This window comes from Parashewanella hymeniacidonis, assembly GCF_016900895.1.
Taxonomy (GTDB): Bacteria; Pseudomonadota; Gammaproteobacteria; order Enterobacterales; family Shewanellaceae; genus Parashewanella; species Parashewanella hymeniacidonis.
Genome location: NZ_JAFEUN010000058.1, coordinates 16,770 through 31,095 on the forward strand (window position 1 = coordinate 16,770; position 14,326 = coordinate 31,095).

Sequence of the window (14,326 nt, forward strand, 5' to 3'; positions counted from 1 at the left end):
GCGATTGGCTTTATTCATTATATTATTTTGTTTTGTTCTAAACCCCATATTACCATTTCTTCATATTCCTCGAATTTTTTGCGTATTCCGATTATAAATTTAAAGTATAACAAGTGTTGTAGAGTAATTATTATGTCACCAACAGCTCCCTGTTGCTCTCCGCTAAAAATCAGTTTTAAAGAAAATAAAGATTTCCATCAAATTAATTATGAAGGCGTAAAGTTCGACATTGTAGGGCTAGGAGTCATTCCCAGAACCTATCACTTAAAGCTCAACTCGAAGAGTCATGAGCTGCACCTTACTGCGTTCTACTTTTTTGGGTTCATTCGCAGAAGAGTTGATTTAAGTAACGCAAAAGTTAATAGCAATGATCATAAAGCTTGGCAAACTGTAATCAGCTGCCGAACCTTAACGCCAAAAGATGCATCTAAAGCTTTTAAGAGAGACAACGCTGTCGACTTGTTAAGTAACTTTGAATTGGACAGTCAACGCAAATCTCTAATATCAGATTGGGTGGTTGTCGTGAAATGTGATTCAAAGTCAGCTGAGGGAACACAAAATAGAAAAGTCCTTCCGCCTAATGGAATACACGACATTTCAGTTACGCCATTTAAATTAAAAAGCTTGTCACACATGATAGAAACCTCTCCCGAAGTTTTTACTCACTCCATCGTTGATGCTTTTTCTAATGACAGTACTGCAGCAATAAAAAGTAGAAAAGAGTGTGAACACTTCATCTGGCACTATCTTACTCATCCTGATGGACAATATCAGCACCGCCTTTTTCAAGTCAGTCAAATATTGTGTCTTCTCTCGAATAAGCCTGAGTTTGAAAATAACACGCAAGCCTACAAGCTTGTTGCTCACCTTTCACCGGCCATCTTGAAAGATCTCGTATTAAATTGGAAGATGTTCAAAACCTCAAGTTCAGAGGTATCGTCTCAATCTGATGAACGTTCTGAGAATGAGTTACCAGAGTCAACGACGCCGGATTATGTTCAATCATCAGAATCTAAGACTGAATATTTGAGTGAATCATACAATGAACCACTCGAAGTTATCGAAAGCATGACATCATTAACGTTTATGAATGCAGTGCTTGTTGGGTTATTAAAGAATCATCCTGTGAAATTTGGGGAGTTCATCAACCTAATTAGTGAAGACAAAGACACTGAAGCCCTACTAGAAATAATTTGTCCTAAAACGCCAACATCAGCACAAGCGAACAAAACACATTTTGAATGTGCATGGGATTTGATTCTGCACACCGATAACTATCAAATGAATCAATGTCGTAAATACTTCCAGTCTTTTTGCCCTGAAGACAAGCTCTCTGAGTATCTGGTCAATAACTACGAATCAATGATGAACGGGTTAATCAACGAAGAGTTAAAAGTAAGGCTTAATAACACTTTTTGTCAACTCCTCATGTACAGCAAAGAGTCACATCAAAGAAAGTTAGTTGAATTACTTAGTCGCTCTGAATATCCTCACGGACAAGCTTTAATTGCTCAATACGAGTATGACTATGGTTCGCTCCCCTTCGAAAAAGATGCTTTTGTCTTAATAAACACAAAATCACTAGCGTCAGAAGCTGAACCCTCAGAACTTTATGATGTCGTTGACGAGTCTGAAGAAATAGCTACAGAGCCAAATTATTTAGTAGAAACTTTTTCAGACTACGATGCTAATGAGTCAGATTCAGAAGATGATATTGAAACTGTATTACTAGGTGTAGCCATCGTCGTTCAAACCGAAGCAACTGAAGAACAAGACCCTAAACATCAACCTTCTGCGCTCGATGAAAGTGAAGAAAAATCAGAATTCGTAAGCACTTCTCAATCCGTCAAATCATCCCCAATGATTACAGAGAAACATCAAAGAACACTTAACTTTTAAAACCTAAGGCATTCTCTATCATACAGTTAAAACGTACCCACTATTTACGTGTTACTGTAGTCCAAATTGCAGGATCCTCATATTTTGGGGCTGCGTTTTCTCTCAAAACATTAAGCTTCTCCAAGCGCTTATTTCTCTTTAAAGACATTTCTCCATTTTTTTTAACCCAATTTGAGTTTCAAAAGTGTGCCTCAAATTGGTTGCCCCTTTAGCTTCTGATAAATATTGCTTAGAATCCCAATCTAAAGGCTCATTTAAACGATCGATACGACTTACGAGCTCATTAAAGGTAAAAATGATACCGTTATAGAACGGTCCCCCTCACTTTTGCCTATATCATCAAGTGCTGAACAAACTGTATTAAATGATCATTTAAAACTTTCTGAATGTTTTTATTTCAATATTCCTGCCACCTGATTACGATTGACATTGGCCTGTGCCATCAGCGAAGTCACTTGATTAACAAATGGTGTGCGACTCATTTGTTGTTGTAATTGTTGTAACGCTTGTTGAATTTGAGCTTCATTATTTTGCTGGCTGTTCACTTCCGTCATGCGACCCATCATCGCTTGCTGGCTTGCTTTTAGTTCAGCAAGCTGCTTTTCAACTTTACGTATGGTTTTAAGCACTTTCGCTTCGGTTTGTTTGACTTGTTGAATTGTGGCTATTTGCCAATCACGAGGATCTTGCCAGTTGAGTACTTCTTGAACTCTGATGGTTCTTGTTTCACCTGCAGGTAAACGCTGACCTTGACCACTCATCACAATACCAGACTGGACTTGTTGCCATAGTTCTTTATCACAACTGTAAATAGCTTCTCCAGAATTAAGTAGACGAGCTCTAATACCCGCTTTTGCGAGATTCTCATCAACAAGCTGGCTTAACGAGTCTTGTCCCACCTGTTTGGGTAAAAAAATCGAAACTGAATGTTGTGCAACCTGAAGAGATACTCGTTCATCAACAGGCTTAACACTGGTGAGTTCGACCGATTTAAAATTAAACAAGAACTTGGCAGGAGTGCGTCCTTGATTTAACAAATTGAGCTGATGGTCAATGAGTGGCCTACCTTGGTAACTGACATCCTGCAACATGAGATACTCAATAGAAGACTGCATTTGTGAAGAAAGGTAAGAATCTCGCCCCCCTTGAGAGTATGCCATTTCTAGCTGTTTTTTTAACTTAGTCAATTGCTTAAGCATCTGCGTTAACGCTTGTTCAGCAACTTGATTCGCTGAAATTAAATGCTGAGCTTGTACTACATTCGCCCATTTAGCGTAACTTTGAAGACGATGCTCAGGGATGGTACGAGCAACCGTCATACGCTCAGCTTGTTGTGGCTCCGATTTTAACGGTGCTTGAACTGGCTTGGCGTCAGTACGAATTAGATTTCCAGTGTCAGTAATGGGCGTCAGCATTTAAAACTCTCAGATTAATTCAGTGTGACATTCTTGTCAGTTAATAATACCGTTATTCCTTGAACCTAAAAACATTAGAATGATTTAACGCATGTGATCAAACAGGGAAAGCTGACTGACTTGTACGAATGTTTGCTGAGTTACTTGCAATGCGGTTAATTTCACATTAAATTCAGACATAGCTTTTGCGTAATCTAAACCTTCTGATTCACCGATAACCTGCTCATTAAACAATACTCGCTCAGAATGTGCAGTCTCTTGCAAACTCAAGCTATTTTGCTTTCCACCCATCACCGTGATCGCTTGTGAAATGCTGGTTAATGAGTCATCTAAGCTATTAAGCATGCCACCAGATACGGAATCAAATGCGGGTTCTCCAGGTGAAAGCGTGGGATCATTTAACGTATCAATAAAAGCCTGTGTTTGATTTAAGATATCAATACTTGGGTTTGAAAACAGAAATTCATCTGCTGTTACATTCACTGTCATCCAAGAAGATGACGACGTTTGAACTTCTCGGTGACCATCATTCCCTTGATAAACGTAATATCCTGATGCGTCAGTGCTGATTGGTACAGTAGATGTTTCATTTCCTGAAAATAAGAAGTTTCCACCTTCATCTTTGGCATTAACAGAGTCAACGAACGACGCAAGCAACTCCTCCAATTCAGAGGCATAGGCTGCACGGTCTTCAGCAGATAAGCTACCGTTATTAGCTGACGTCGTAATTTCACGCATACGATGTTGCAAATCAACTAGGCTAGAGAGGTGCGTTTCCTGACGATTTAAGCCCGTCTTCAGTGCACTGATATTTTCAATAAACTGATTCGTCTCAGCGACATCACGTTCTGACGCCATGACCAGTACAGAGCCAATAGGATCATCAGAAGGTTGTAACAATTCCTTACCCGTTGCTAATTGTTGGTTTAACTTTGCGATATCAGCCGTTGTCTGCTGAATCGTAAATACACTGTTAGTATAAATATTTTGTGTACTAATTCTTAGCATAATAAGTACCCTTGTGAATGTAATTAAAGAGTTTTAGTTTTCATTTGCATGGGTACTTAAAACCTATACGTTATTCAAAACTGTTTGAAAAAGCTCATCAGCAATGGCAATGATTTTTGCGTTTGATTGATAGGCTTGCTGATAAATGATCAGATTTGCGCCCTCTTCATCAATATTGACACCACTGGTACTTGCCCACTGAGTTTGAGCTTCATTTTGTAACTGAATTTGTGTTGTCAAACTGGTTTGAGCTTGCTTTGACTGACTGCCTAAGCTGCCTATTTTACTGGTAAAAGCGTCACTCAATGTTGTTGTGGCTCCGATTGAACTGAAGGCAAGATCTTTAGCTGCAAGCGAAATAAAATCACGCAAGTTCGAGTTATCACCCGGTGTACCATCTTTACCAAAAGCCAGTTCTTCCGCAGTAAAATCTGCCGTTACTCTCAGACTGCCCGCAGGGTTATTAGGATCAATGATGAATAAATCTTTAGTTGGCGTAGCGCCAGTTAAGTCGGTGCCTGCAGCCAATACAGAGTTAAACTCTGTAGCGAAATGAGTTGCAAGTTCATCAATAAAATCAAAGGAAGGCTTTAGCTCATTATCACGATAGTCGATCATGCCACCTAAGCTACCGCCTTCAATGTTGTTGACAGGAAAACGAGTATCACCAAACTTAATGTTTACGGTACTGAATTTTGGATCTGCAGGATCAACTTGAGTTTCTAAGCTCGAGAACTTCGCCCCAACGAGTAATGGCTGACCGTTGGGCAGTGAAATATTCACCATATCATTTGGCGCACTGACCACATCAACATTCAAAATCTGTGCAAGCTCATTAATTTGAGAATCACGCGCATCCAATAATGCACTCGGTACATTGCCACCGTTACTGCTTGCTTGAATTTCTGCATTTAACTCTGCGATGCTCTTCAGTTGTGCGTTAACTTGCGTGACTGACGCCTTAATCTGCCCCTCAATTTGGTCAACTTGAGTATTAAGCCCCTGACTGATGGAATTAAATCGTTGTGAGATAGTATTTGCTTCATTCAGCACACCTTGACGAAAAGCTATTTCATTTGGCTGCTGCAGTGCTGAGTTGAGAGAAGCAAATAAGTCATCTAATCCAGCAGAAATATTATTGCCTTCCCCAGCAAAAATTTTCTCTACTTGACCATAATACGTTGCTTGTGTTTTCGCATAACCAACAGCAGAACCTGTCGCCCACAGTTGTGCAACTTCATATTGATCAGAGATGCGTCTAACGCCATCGACTTGAACACCACTACCTTCGCCATAGAAGCCACCGCCAGCAGAACTCGTCATCACTTGCTGACGGGTATAACCCGACACCAACGAATTGGCAATATTATTGGAAGTGGCACTGAGTGCCGCTCGACTGGCATTTAATCCTGATAAGCCTTTGTCAATCATGCTCATGTATGTCTACCCTAACCGATTTACTTGTTGGTAATCGGTGAAATCAATGACGCCTGCATGGCCGTGGTGTTACTGACCGGCGCTGTATTTGTTTGTTGTTTTTCTAAAGCGACATTCGGTTGAACGGTCTGAAGTCCTGCTGACAATTGTTTTGTCATAACCTTAGCTAACCCAGTGCTTTGCATTTGGCTCAAACGCCCAGCTAGCTCCGCATCATGCCAGTCACGGTACATGCCATCACTTTTTGAGGATAACGGGCTGTCATCATCCGACAACACATCACTGGCTTGACGCATTTGTTTTAATACGGTTTGTAAAAACTGGGCTTCAAACTGTTGGCTCACTAATTCCAGTGCGCCTTTTTCACCGTTTGTTTTTATCATGTCACCAGCACTAAGCTGGTTTAAATATCCGTGGGAGTTTTCTAATTTCATCTGCTTTCCCAAGTGGCCTGAACTCTGGATAATGAAATCAAGTTCTTACTCACTTAATAATGCCGTAATCTATATAATCTACAGTGTTGGTAGTTGTGCTTATCCTGAGTTCAGGTCAAATCACAATCAATTCCGCTTCTAACGCACCAGCTTCATCTAGTGCTTGTAAAATCGCCATAAGATCCATGGGCGAAGCGCCTAAACTGTTTACCGCCTTTACGACTTGCTCAAGTTCAATGCCTTCTTGCCAAACAAACATCCGACCGTTACCCAAATCAACATCAACACTTGAATCATTAGTTACGACTGTATCGCCAGCGGCATCACCAAAATTACCGCCATTAGGTTGGCTCACTTGCTGTCGTTCAACAATTGATACCGTTAAATTGCCATGACTAACAGCAGCCTTTCGTACGACAACATCACCGCCCATGACTACGGTTCCGGTACGACTGTTAAATACAACTCTAGGCGATTTACGGCCTTGCTCAATTTGCAACTCTTCCAGCATCGACATAAACGTAACGCGCTGCCGGTGTGATGAAGGCCCTTTAACTATCACTTTGGCATTACTGTCTGCAGCGGCGACTTCAGGACCGAAAACGCCATTAATTGCACGTTCAATATTGCGTGCAGTTTTAAAACTTGGACTACGCAAATTGAGAACAATATTGACATCATCTGCAAAACTACTGGAAAGGGAATTCTCCAACAGAGCACCGCCAGGGATAGTGCCTACTGTCGGAGAATTAATCGTAATGGATGATCCGCTTTTTCCTTCAGCAGAGATCCCACCAACAACAAGATTGCCTTGAGCAACCGCATAGATTTCACCATCAATCGCACGAAGTGGTGCCATCAATAACGTACCACCACGTAATGACTTAGCGTCACCTAACGAAGAAACGGTCACATCAATCTTTTGCCCTGGACTGGCTAAAGGCGGCACATTTCCGTGAATGGCTACTGCGGCAACGTTTTTTAACTTTGGATCATTTCGACCATCAACTTGCACACCAAACTGTTTAAGCATGTTAACGACCGACTGGCTGGTAAAGCGCACTTGAGAGCGATCACCCGTCCCATTCAAGCCAACGACTAAACCATACCCCACCAGCTGGTTATCACGGATACCTTGTACATCCACAATATCCATTAAATAGCGCGTCTGTGCCGCTTGAGTGTGTAAGCTCAAAAAAGGCAATAAAGAAAACAAACAGAATAATAAGCTTTTTTTTATGTCACTTTTGTTCATATTACTTACGTACATAGCGAGTGCCTTACATCGGGAACCAAGGGCTATTAAAGAAACGTGATGCCCAACCCATAGCATTACTGTCGGCAACGGCACCTTGGCCGCCATAAACAATGCGTGCATCCGCAATACGTTGAGAAGAAATGGTATTGTCGTTATTAATATCGTCGGTACGGACTAATCCTAAAATGCGAATGAACTCATCACCCTGATTTAGGCTCAGCCACTTTTCACCTTTAATATGCAATGTTCCATTTGGATACACTTTAGAAACTGTGACGGTAATAGACCCCGTCAATTGATTACGCTGAGAGCTTGAGCCGTTACCGTTAAACGATTTACCTGAGTTAACATTCGCTGATCCGTTAAAGCCAGTATTATCCCCAGAAACTTGTGCACCTATGTTCAAACCTGAATCTTTAGCCGTTCGCGTACCTGCACTCTTACTCGCTTGAGTTCGTTCGTTCAAAGAAACCGTGAGAATATCCCCTTGACGAAAAGCACGTTTATCATTGAACAAGGTTAATAAAAAACCTGGACGATAAGCGCTGCCGTGTTTCGCTTCGGGTAAGCTGTAATCAATTTCCGGTGGTGACCACTCTTTACCACCAGGTTGAGCTCTTTCATCTGGAAAGTGTGAAGCACACCCTGCCAACAACAATGGCAAAACAACAAGATATTTTTTTATCGTACTAAAACTAGAGCTAATCATGGTGTTAACCTTTATTAAATATCCAAGCACATGAAGTCGAGTGAGCCAGAATGCGTGATTTCATGTGCTACGGTACTTACTATTACATTGCTTGATTCAAGAATTGCAGCATTTCGTCAGACGACGACACTACTTTGGCATTCATTTCATAAGCGCGTTGAGTTGAAATCATCTCTACCATTTCTTCAACTACATTGACGTTTGCACCTTCAAGCGCACCTTGTCGCAGTTGCCCAAAAGCGTCTTCACCTGCAATACCTTCAATAGCGGCCCCAGAAGCACCCGTTGCGTGGTACAAGTTATTGCCACGAGCTTCCAACCCCGCTGGATTGGTAAAATTAACTAAGGTGATCTGCCCGAGTTCTTGTGAATCGCCTTGACCTGCAATTTGTGCTGACACAATGCCGTCAGTGGCGATCGTGATGCTTAATGCATCTTCTGGAATTTCAATATTCGGTTGTAAAGGCAAACCTTGAGAAGTCACAATTAAACCGTCACTGTTACGATATAATTGACCATCACGGGTATAGGCGATATCGCCATTGGCTTCTTCTACTTGTAAAAAGCCTTGTCCTTCAATCGCTAAATCCAGCTGCTGATTCGTTGTTTTTAAATCACCTGTCGTGAAGATTTTTTGGGTGCCAGCAACACGAGTACCTGTACCAATTTGCATGCCGGCAGGCAATTCGTTTTGCGCATCGACTTGACCACCTGGTTGTCGTTGCATTTGATAAAACAAGTCGTTAAATGCAACACGATCACGTTTAAAACCCGTGGTATTCACGTTTGCCAAGTTGTTGGCAATGGTCGTCATCTTTTTATCTTGAGCGGCCAGACCTGTTTTGCTGACCCATAAAGCAGATTGCATGAATCCGTTCCTTATTATTCTTTTTAATCAACCTGCAATCGCAGGCATGATTGAAATATCAGTAATTAACTGTTTCTTAGCAGCTTATTGCCCGCTTGAGCCATCTGTTCAGCGCTCTTCATTAGCTTCACTTGCACTTCGAACTGACGAGTCAAATCCATCGAAGCAATGAGCTCATTGACGGCTTGCACATTGCTCGATTCTAAAAACCCGCTATCAATGGTTACTTCATCACTTAGGACAGCAGGAACTTGGGTATACATCATGCCGTTCAACCCTTTTTGCATTTCAGCGTATTCAGGGTTGACTAATTTCAGCTGCCCAACTTCTTCGGGAAAAATGTTATTGCCAGTTAACGCACTAATGCGGCCGTCATTACCAACAAACAACTCACGAAATTCAGGAAGTACGATTGGACCGTCTACTCCCACAACAGGAAAACCATTAATGGTTAACCGACCCTCTGCATCTGGCTCAATCGCACCATTACGGGTATACGCTTCACCTACTGGCGTTTGAACAGCTAAAAAGCCTTCACCACGTAACGCTACGTCTAACGTGCGCCCTGTTGTGTTCACCTGACCGTACTGCTGACTGAAATCAGCAGACTGAGTTTGTGCTAACACACGTGTTGGTAAACTATCGCCCGTAGGCTGTAGCCATTTCGCTTCAACACGTTCAAGGTCTGCACGAAAACCTGTTGTTTCAGCGTTTGCTAAGTTATTAGCTCGAATAGATTGAGCTTCAAGGGTTCGAGTCGCACCCGCAGCAGCGGTATAAAGCATTCGATCCATCGTAAATATCCTTAGATTACGTTAAGCAGGGCTTGCTGCATCGTAGAGTTGGTATCAAGTACTTTGGCGTTTGATTGATAATTACGCTGGGCCGTCATCAAGCTGACCATTTCAGCTGTTGCATCAACGTTAGAACCTTCTAGATAGCCACCTTTTAACGAACCTAAAGTCCCAGTTGAAGGTGTGCCCAGAATTGGTTGACCAGCTTCATTACTCGCCGTCCAAGCATTATTACTGATTGGTTCAAGACCATTGGGATTGGTAAAGTCCGCCAATACAACTTGACCTTGCAACTGTTCTTGACCATTGGTGTACGTCCCGTAAAGCTGGCCGTTTTCATCCAAACGAATTCCGTTTAACTCGCCAGAAGTGTAACCATTTTGACTCAAGCTAGAGTTGTTATAGGCTGCGGCATATTGCGTACTGCTTTGATAATCGACCTCAAAATTCAGTGCCGATGCACCGTCAATGATCGCAGGATTAGTGATAGTTAAATTTAAGTTTGATGCCGAGGTTAAGTTGCCATCAGTATCAAATGTCATGTTGTAACCACCAGCTGGCGTTACATCTTCGCCACCCATGCGGAACTGAACGTCCCAACTGTTAGAACCTGTTTTCACATAGTATTGAGTTAGCGCATGCTCGCTTCCTAAAGAGTCAAATACCGAAACCGTATTTGAAGAGTGGAAGGTTGATGCGTCATCCGGATCAAATGGCGTAGCCACTGGGTCAATTTCGTCAACACGAGCATCAAAATTTGAAACTAAGCCGATATCAGTGGTGGCTTTGGCAGGTAACGCACTCGTTTGTACCGTTAAATCAGTAACATTACCCGTTTGAAGTAGACCATTATTGGTTGCATAGCCTTGTAACTTGTTACCTGCTGGGTCAACAATGTTACCTTCTGCATCTTGAATAAACATGCCAGCACGAGCATAAACCGTATTACCGTCTTGGCTGTTCAACACGAAAAAGCCATCACCTTGTAACCCCATATCCAACTCACGACCGGTGTAAGTTAGGTTACCGCTTAATGCAAAGTTCTGTGATGTTGATAACACACCTACACCACCGGGTTGGCCGCCATTATAAATTGCTGCAAACTCGCTACGGCCTCCACGAAAACCAACCGTAGATTGGTTAGCGATGTTATTACTGATGGTGTTTAGATCTTGTGATGTTGCTTTTAAGCCACTTAACGCAATATTGTAAGACATGGATGTAATCCCTTTTATTCTTTTAAACTTCCGACGCTTATGAAACTTCTGAAATATTCAGTACCGAAGTAGACTCAAGTCCGTTGCTGAGCTCAGCAATCATGGTCCCCTTAGCACTAGAGAAATGAACTCTTTCAATCTCAGCTTGTAAAAAGGTATCTGCTGCTGAGGTATCTTCGCCATTGAGCACAATGGCATTGATCTGATAGTCGCCCTTTGGAAGCCCGAGTGCTTGAGGGTCAATACTGAAAGCAATATCACCTGCGTCTTGAGAGCCAAGGTTTAACGTTTGAACCACTTCGCCCTGACTGTTCTTAATTTCCACAGTAAGGTTTTCAGCAGAGCTCTTAAGGTATGCTTTGCCTTGAATAGCTTCCTCATTAAGTTCAAATGAACTTGCTGGCACCATGGCTTGTTTACCGATTAGATTGGCAGACTGCACAATGCCTAAATTTTCGAGCATGGTCATTTGAGTTGCTTGGTTTTTGGTTACATTCTCTAAGCTTTCAACTTGTGAAAATTGTGCTAACTGAGAGACATACTCGTTGGGATCAAGCGGGTCAGTCGGATCTTGGTTATTGATCTGGGCGATCATCAAAGTCATGAATTCGTTTCTAAGTGCTGACGGGTCATTAGAGTTCAATCCAATATTGTTATCAGAACCTTGATTTGTGCTGTTCGCAATGGCATTTGTTTGCATCTTAATTCGTTCCTAATCTCAATAGTCCTTGCTGCATAGAGCGAGCACGATTCATCACTTCAACATTGGTTTCAAAGCTGCGACTTGCTGCCATCATGTCTGCCATCTCTTGCACGGTATTTACATTCGAATAGCTGACGTACCCCTCTTCATTCGCAAGTGGATGATGTGGCTCATAACGCATCTCGAGTGGCGCATCGCTTTCAACAACAGCGGCGACCTGTACATGCGCTCCTGAAACTCGACCTTGATCGGTTTGCTGATAAATCGTAGAAAACACAGGTTTTAATGCACGAAAAGCTTGTTCTGGACTTTCAGCTGCTGCACCCGCATTCGCTAAGTTACTGGCCACTGTATTTAATCGAACCGTTTGTGCTTGCATGCCAGCACCCGCAATTTGGTATATATCACCGAATGACATAACGTTCCCTATTGTCCTTCTATCGCTTTTTTCAAACCGGAAATCTTTAAATTCAGGAAGGTCAAACTGGTTTGATAATCCATCGAATTTTGTGAGAAACGAGCCTGTTCTTTATTGAGCTCAACAGTATTGTTATCAGCAGAAGTTTGATGTGGAATGCGATACATAGCTTGATAGTTGCGATCAACTTGAACGCCCATATCGACTTTAGCCATAATGGTTTTAAAATCTAAATCCTGTGCTTTGAAACCTGGTGTTTCAGCATTGGCTAAGTTACCGGCCAGCAACTTACTCCGTTCCACCCTGACATCCAAAGCCTGTGGATGTACCCCTAATGCTGCATCTAGATTGATAGCCATTACGACTCCTAGTATGGTATTGCAAATAATCAACGATGCAGAACAAACAACAACTATCGTGCCAATAAACAATACTCAATACATTTCAATATGTTACACAATAAAACCGACAAGAATAGGAAGCGGAACTTCCTACTTCCTACTAGTCCTTTTATTGATGTTTCCGCTTTTATCACAAGCAGAAAATAATAAAACTGAGGTCGAACAGCAGCTGAGATCCCACATTTTTAAGCTTGTAGACAACTGGCAAAAATTGAAAAAAATTGAACAAATACAGCCAAAGTTAACATTAAGAAGCAGCAGAGCCGTTTCAACATTGAGTCGCTGTTCGTCAGAGATTCGTTTCACGAAAAAGAGTGATAAATTGCTCGGTGTGCAACAGTGGAAAGCAAGCTGTTCATCTCCCAATCGAACAGTCATGATGAGAAGCCAACTCTCCATAAAAGCTTTACTGCCTGTAACTAAAGAGACATTGCAACGAGGACAGGTGATACAGCCCGACATGCTGACAATGCAGTGGGTTAACTACCCATCATACCGAGCGCAAATCGTCACTCAAATGTCTCAATTACGGGGAAAACGAGTAAGCCATAAACTTAGACGTTTAAAAGCCATTCAAACAAAACAACTCATAAGTAATATTTGGGTAATGGCTGGAGAACACGTCATTATTGAAGCTAATGCCAATGGATTTTCAGCCAATATGAAAGGCAAAGCTTTACAATCAGGTGGCGAAGGACAAGCCATCAAAGTTAAGAACCTAAGCTCAGGAAAAGTGATATTGGCTTACCCTATCGGCAAAGGGAAAGTTGAAACCCGGTTTTAGTTTTTAAATATGACTGTCGCTATTGCTTATATAGAAAGGCATATATAGGAATTGATTCAGTGGAAATCAGTAAATTTAATCAAAGTACAGTCATTAACTCGGCTAAATCTGCTGCAACAAAAAACGCTTCTCCAGCTACTGAAAAATCAGTAATAACTTCTGAGAGTGACCCGGCGAAGATCAGCCGTGACTTCGAAGTATTATCTCAGGCACAACAACAGTTAAGTTCGATAGCTGAGGTAAACTTAGAAAAAGTTGCTGCAGTGCAGCAATCAATCAAAGACAGATCTTTCAGTATCGATCTTGAGAAGATTGCAGAATCAATGTCGAAACAACATGGCAGCAAATAAGCTGTAATTTGAGCAACTGATGACAAAAAAAGAAATTGTTAGAGCCCTTATTGAAGGCATAAATCGAGACATAAGTGGCTACAATAAACTGGCTAAGTTACTTGAAATGCAAAGACAATTGATGCTCGATAGAGACAACGACAAACTCAGCGAGCATAGTCAGCAGCAGCAAGCATTGTGCGAGTTATTAAAAAAAAATGCGGTTTATCGCAGTCAGTTACTGAGTAACCTTGGGTTACCTGCCAACAATATTGGTATGGAGCGATTGATTAATGCCCTCCCAGCTCCAGGAAAAGGCAAAGCATTAATTCTTTGGCAAGGTTTAGTCTCTCAAATAGAACATAGCCAACAATTAAACGACGCTAATGGTGAATTACTTGCTGGCCAAATGCAGGTAATTAACAAACTACTGAATATCAAAGACTCTTCTACTTATACTTCAAATGAATAACCCCTTCTAGATTAAGCTTACTTCATAAACAATTGAAGTAAGCGTTAGCTTTAGTTAAACCTAAATAAATCAGTTACCCTCCACCCTAAATATCCAGTGGCTCGATCTAAGCTTGATTATCTGGCTCTTCCTTTGGAGTTTACTTAGGCTGATGACGTTATCGGTATTAGCCCTTTTTTC

General features: G+C 41.7%; 16 protein-coding genes. 4 read left to right on the forward strand and 12 right to left on the reverse strand.

Annotated elements, in window-relative coordinates:
• The first annotated feature begins 132 nt into the window (after nucleotides 1-132).
• A complete protein-coding gene (locus tag JQC92_RS12555) occupies nucleotides 133-1,899 on the forward strand; it encodes a hypothetical protein (protein ID WP_204999983.1) in 1,767 nt (588 codons plus the stop codon).
• Between the two features lie 392 nt (nucleotides 1,900-2,291).
• Here JQC92_RS12555 and JQC92_RS12560 read toward each other — a convergent pair whose 3' ends face one another.
• From JQC92_RS12560 to JQC92_RS12615, 12 genes are all read right to left on the reverse strand, one after another.
• The gene (locus JQC92_RS12560; protein ID WP_204999984.1) at nucleotides 2,292-3,314 is read right to left on the reverse strand and encodes a hypothetical protein; all 1,023 of its coding nucleotides are present in this window, start codon (nucleotides 3,312-3,314) and stop codon (nucleotides 2,292-2,294) included.
• An 84-nt stretch (nucleotides 3,315-3,398) separates the two neighbouring features.
• Nucleotides 3,399-4,322 carry a flagellar hook-associated protein FlgL gene (gene flgL / locus JQC92_RS12565; protein WP_204999985.1) on the reverse strand — a complete coding sequence of 308 codons (924 nt, stop codon included), beginning with the start codon at nucleotides 4,320-4,322 and terminating at the stop codon, nucleotides 3,399-3,401.
• Nucleotides 4,323-4,385: 63 nt separating this feature from the next.
• Nucleotides 4,386-5,759 carry a flagellar hook-associated protein FlgK gene (flgK, locus tag JQC92_RS12570; RefSeq protein WP_204999986.1) on the reverse strand — a complete coding sequence of 458 codons (1,374 nt, stop codon included), beginning with the start codon at nucleotides 5,757-5,759 and terminating at the stop codon, nucleotides 4,386-4,388.
• Between the two features lie 20 nt (nucleotides 5,760-5,779).
• Nucleotides 5,780-6,193: a rod-binding protein gene (locus tag JQC92_RS12575; protein WP_204999987.1), complete on the reverse strand. Its 414-nt coding sequence runs from the start codon at nucleotides 6,191-6,193 to the stop codon at nucleotides 5,780-5,782.
• 115 nt (nucleotides 6,194-6,308) lie between these two features.
• Nucleotides 6,309-7,463: a flagellar basal body P-ring protein FlgI gene (locus JQC92_RS12580; protein WP_239480545.1), complete on the reverse strand. Its 1,155-nt coding sequence runs from the start codon at nucleotides 7,461-7,463 to the stop codon at nucleotides 6,309-6,311.
• A 10-nt stretch (nucleotides 7,464-7,473) separates the two neighbouring features.
• The gene (flgH, locus tag JQC92_RS12585; RefSeq protein WP_204999988.1) at nucleotides 7,474-8,160 is read right to left on the reverse strand and encodes a flagellar basal body L-ring protein FlgH; all 687 of its coding nucleotides are present in this window, start codon (nucleotides 8,158-8,160) and stop codon (nucleotides 7,474-7,476) included.
• Nucleotides 8,161-8,242: 82 nt separating this feature from the next.
• Nucleotides 8,243-9,028: a flagellar basal-body rod protein FlgG gene (flgG, locus tag JQC92_RS12590; RefSeq protein ID WP_129948430.1), complete on the reverse strand. Its 786-nt coding sequence runs from the start codon at nucleotides 9,026-9,028 to the stop codon at nucleotides 8,243-8,245.
• A gap of 65 nt (nucleotides 9,029-9,093) precedes the next feature.
• Nucleotides 9,094-9,822 carry a flagellar basal body rod protein FlgF gene (locus JQC92_RS12595; protein ID WP_204999989.1) on the reverse strand — a complete coding sequence of 243 codons (729 nt, stop codon included), beginning with the start codon at nucleotides 9,820-9,822 and terminating at the stop codon, nucleotides 9,094-9,096.
• A gap of 11 nt (nucleotides 9,823-9,833) precedes the next feature.
• Nucleotides 9,834-11,039, reverse strand: a complete 1,206-nt coding sequence (gene flgE, locus JQC92_RS12600) for a flagellar hook protein FlgE (RefSeq protein WP_204999990.1) — start codon at nucleotides 11,037-11,039, stop codon at nucleotides 9,834-9,836.
• 37 nt (nucleotides 11,040-11,076) lie between these two features.
• Nucleotides 11,077-11,739, reverse strand: a complete 663-nt coding sequence (locus JQC92_RS12605) for a flagellar hook assembly protein FlgD (RefSeq protein WP_204999991.1) — start codon at nucleotides 11,737-11,739, stop codon at nucleotides 11,077-11,079.
• Nucleotide 11,740: 1 nt separating this feature from the next.
• The gene (gene flgC, locus JQC92_RS12610) at nucleotides 11,741-12,160 is read right to left on the reverse strand and encodes a flagellar basal body rod protein FlgC (protein ID WP_129948434.1); all 420 of its coding nucleotides are present in this window, start codon (nucleotides 12,158-12,160) and stop codon (nucleotides 11,741-11,743) included.
• A gap of 8 nt (nucleotides 12,161-12,168) precedes the next feature.
• Nucleotides 12,169-12,519 carry a flagellar basal body rod protein FlgB gene (locus tag JQC92_RS12615; RefSeq protein WP_129948435.1) on the reverse strand — a complete coding sequence of 117 codons (351 nt, stop codon included), beginning with the start codon at nucleotides 12,517-12,519 and terminating at the stop codon, nucleotides 12,169-12,171.
• 253 nt (nucleotides 12,520-12,772) lie between these two features.
• Here JQC92_RS12615 and flgA point away from each other — a divergent pair, with 253 nt between their 5' ends.
• From flgA to flgN, 3 genes are read left to right on the forward strand one after another with little or no spacing between them, the layout of a single operon-like run.
• Entirely contained in the window at nucleotides 12,773-13,345 is a 573-nt protein-coding gene (gene flgA, locus JQC92_RS12620) for a flagellar basal body P-ring formation chaperone FlgA (protein WP_204999992.1), read from the forward strand.
• Between the two features lie 59 nt (nucleotides 13,346-13,404).
• A complete protein-coding gene (flgM, locus tag JQC92_RS12625) occupies nucleotides 13,405-13,695 on the forward strand; it encodes a flagellar biosynthesis anti-sigma factor FlgM (protein WP_204999993.1) in 291 nt (96 codons plus the stop codon).
• 19 nt (nucleotides 13,696-13,714) lie between these two features.
• The gene (gene flgN, locus JQC92_RS12630; RefSeq protein ID WP_204999994.1) at nucleotides 13,715-14,146 is read left to right on the forward strand and encodes a flagellar protein FlgN; all 432 of its coding nucleotides are present in this window, start codon (nucleotides 13,715-13,717) and stop codon (nucleotides 14,144-14,146) included.
• Nucleotides 14,147-14,326 lie beyond the last annotated feature (180 nt).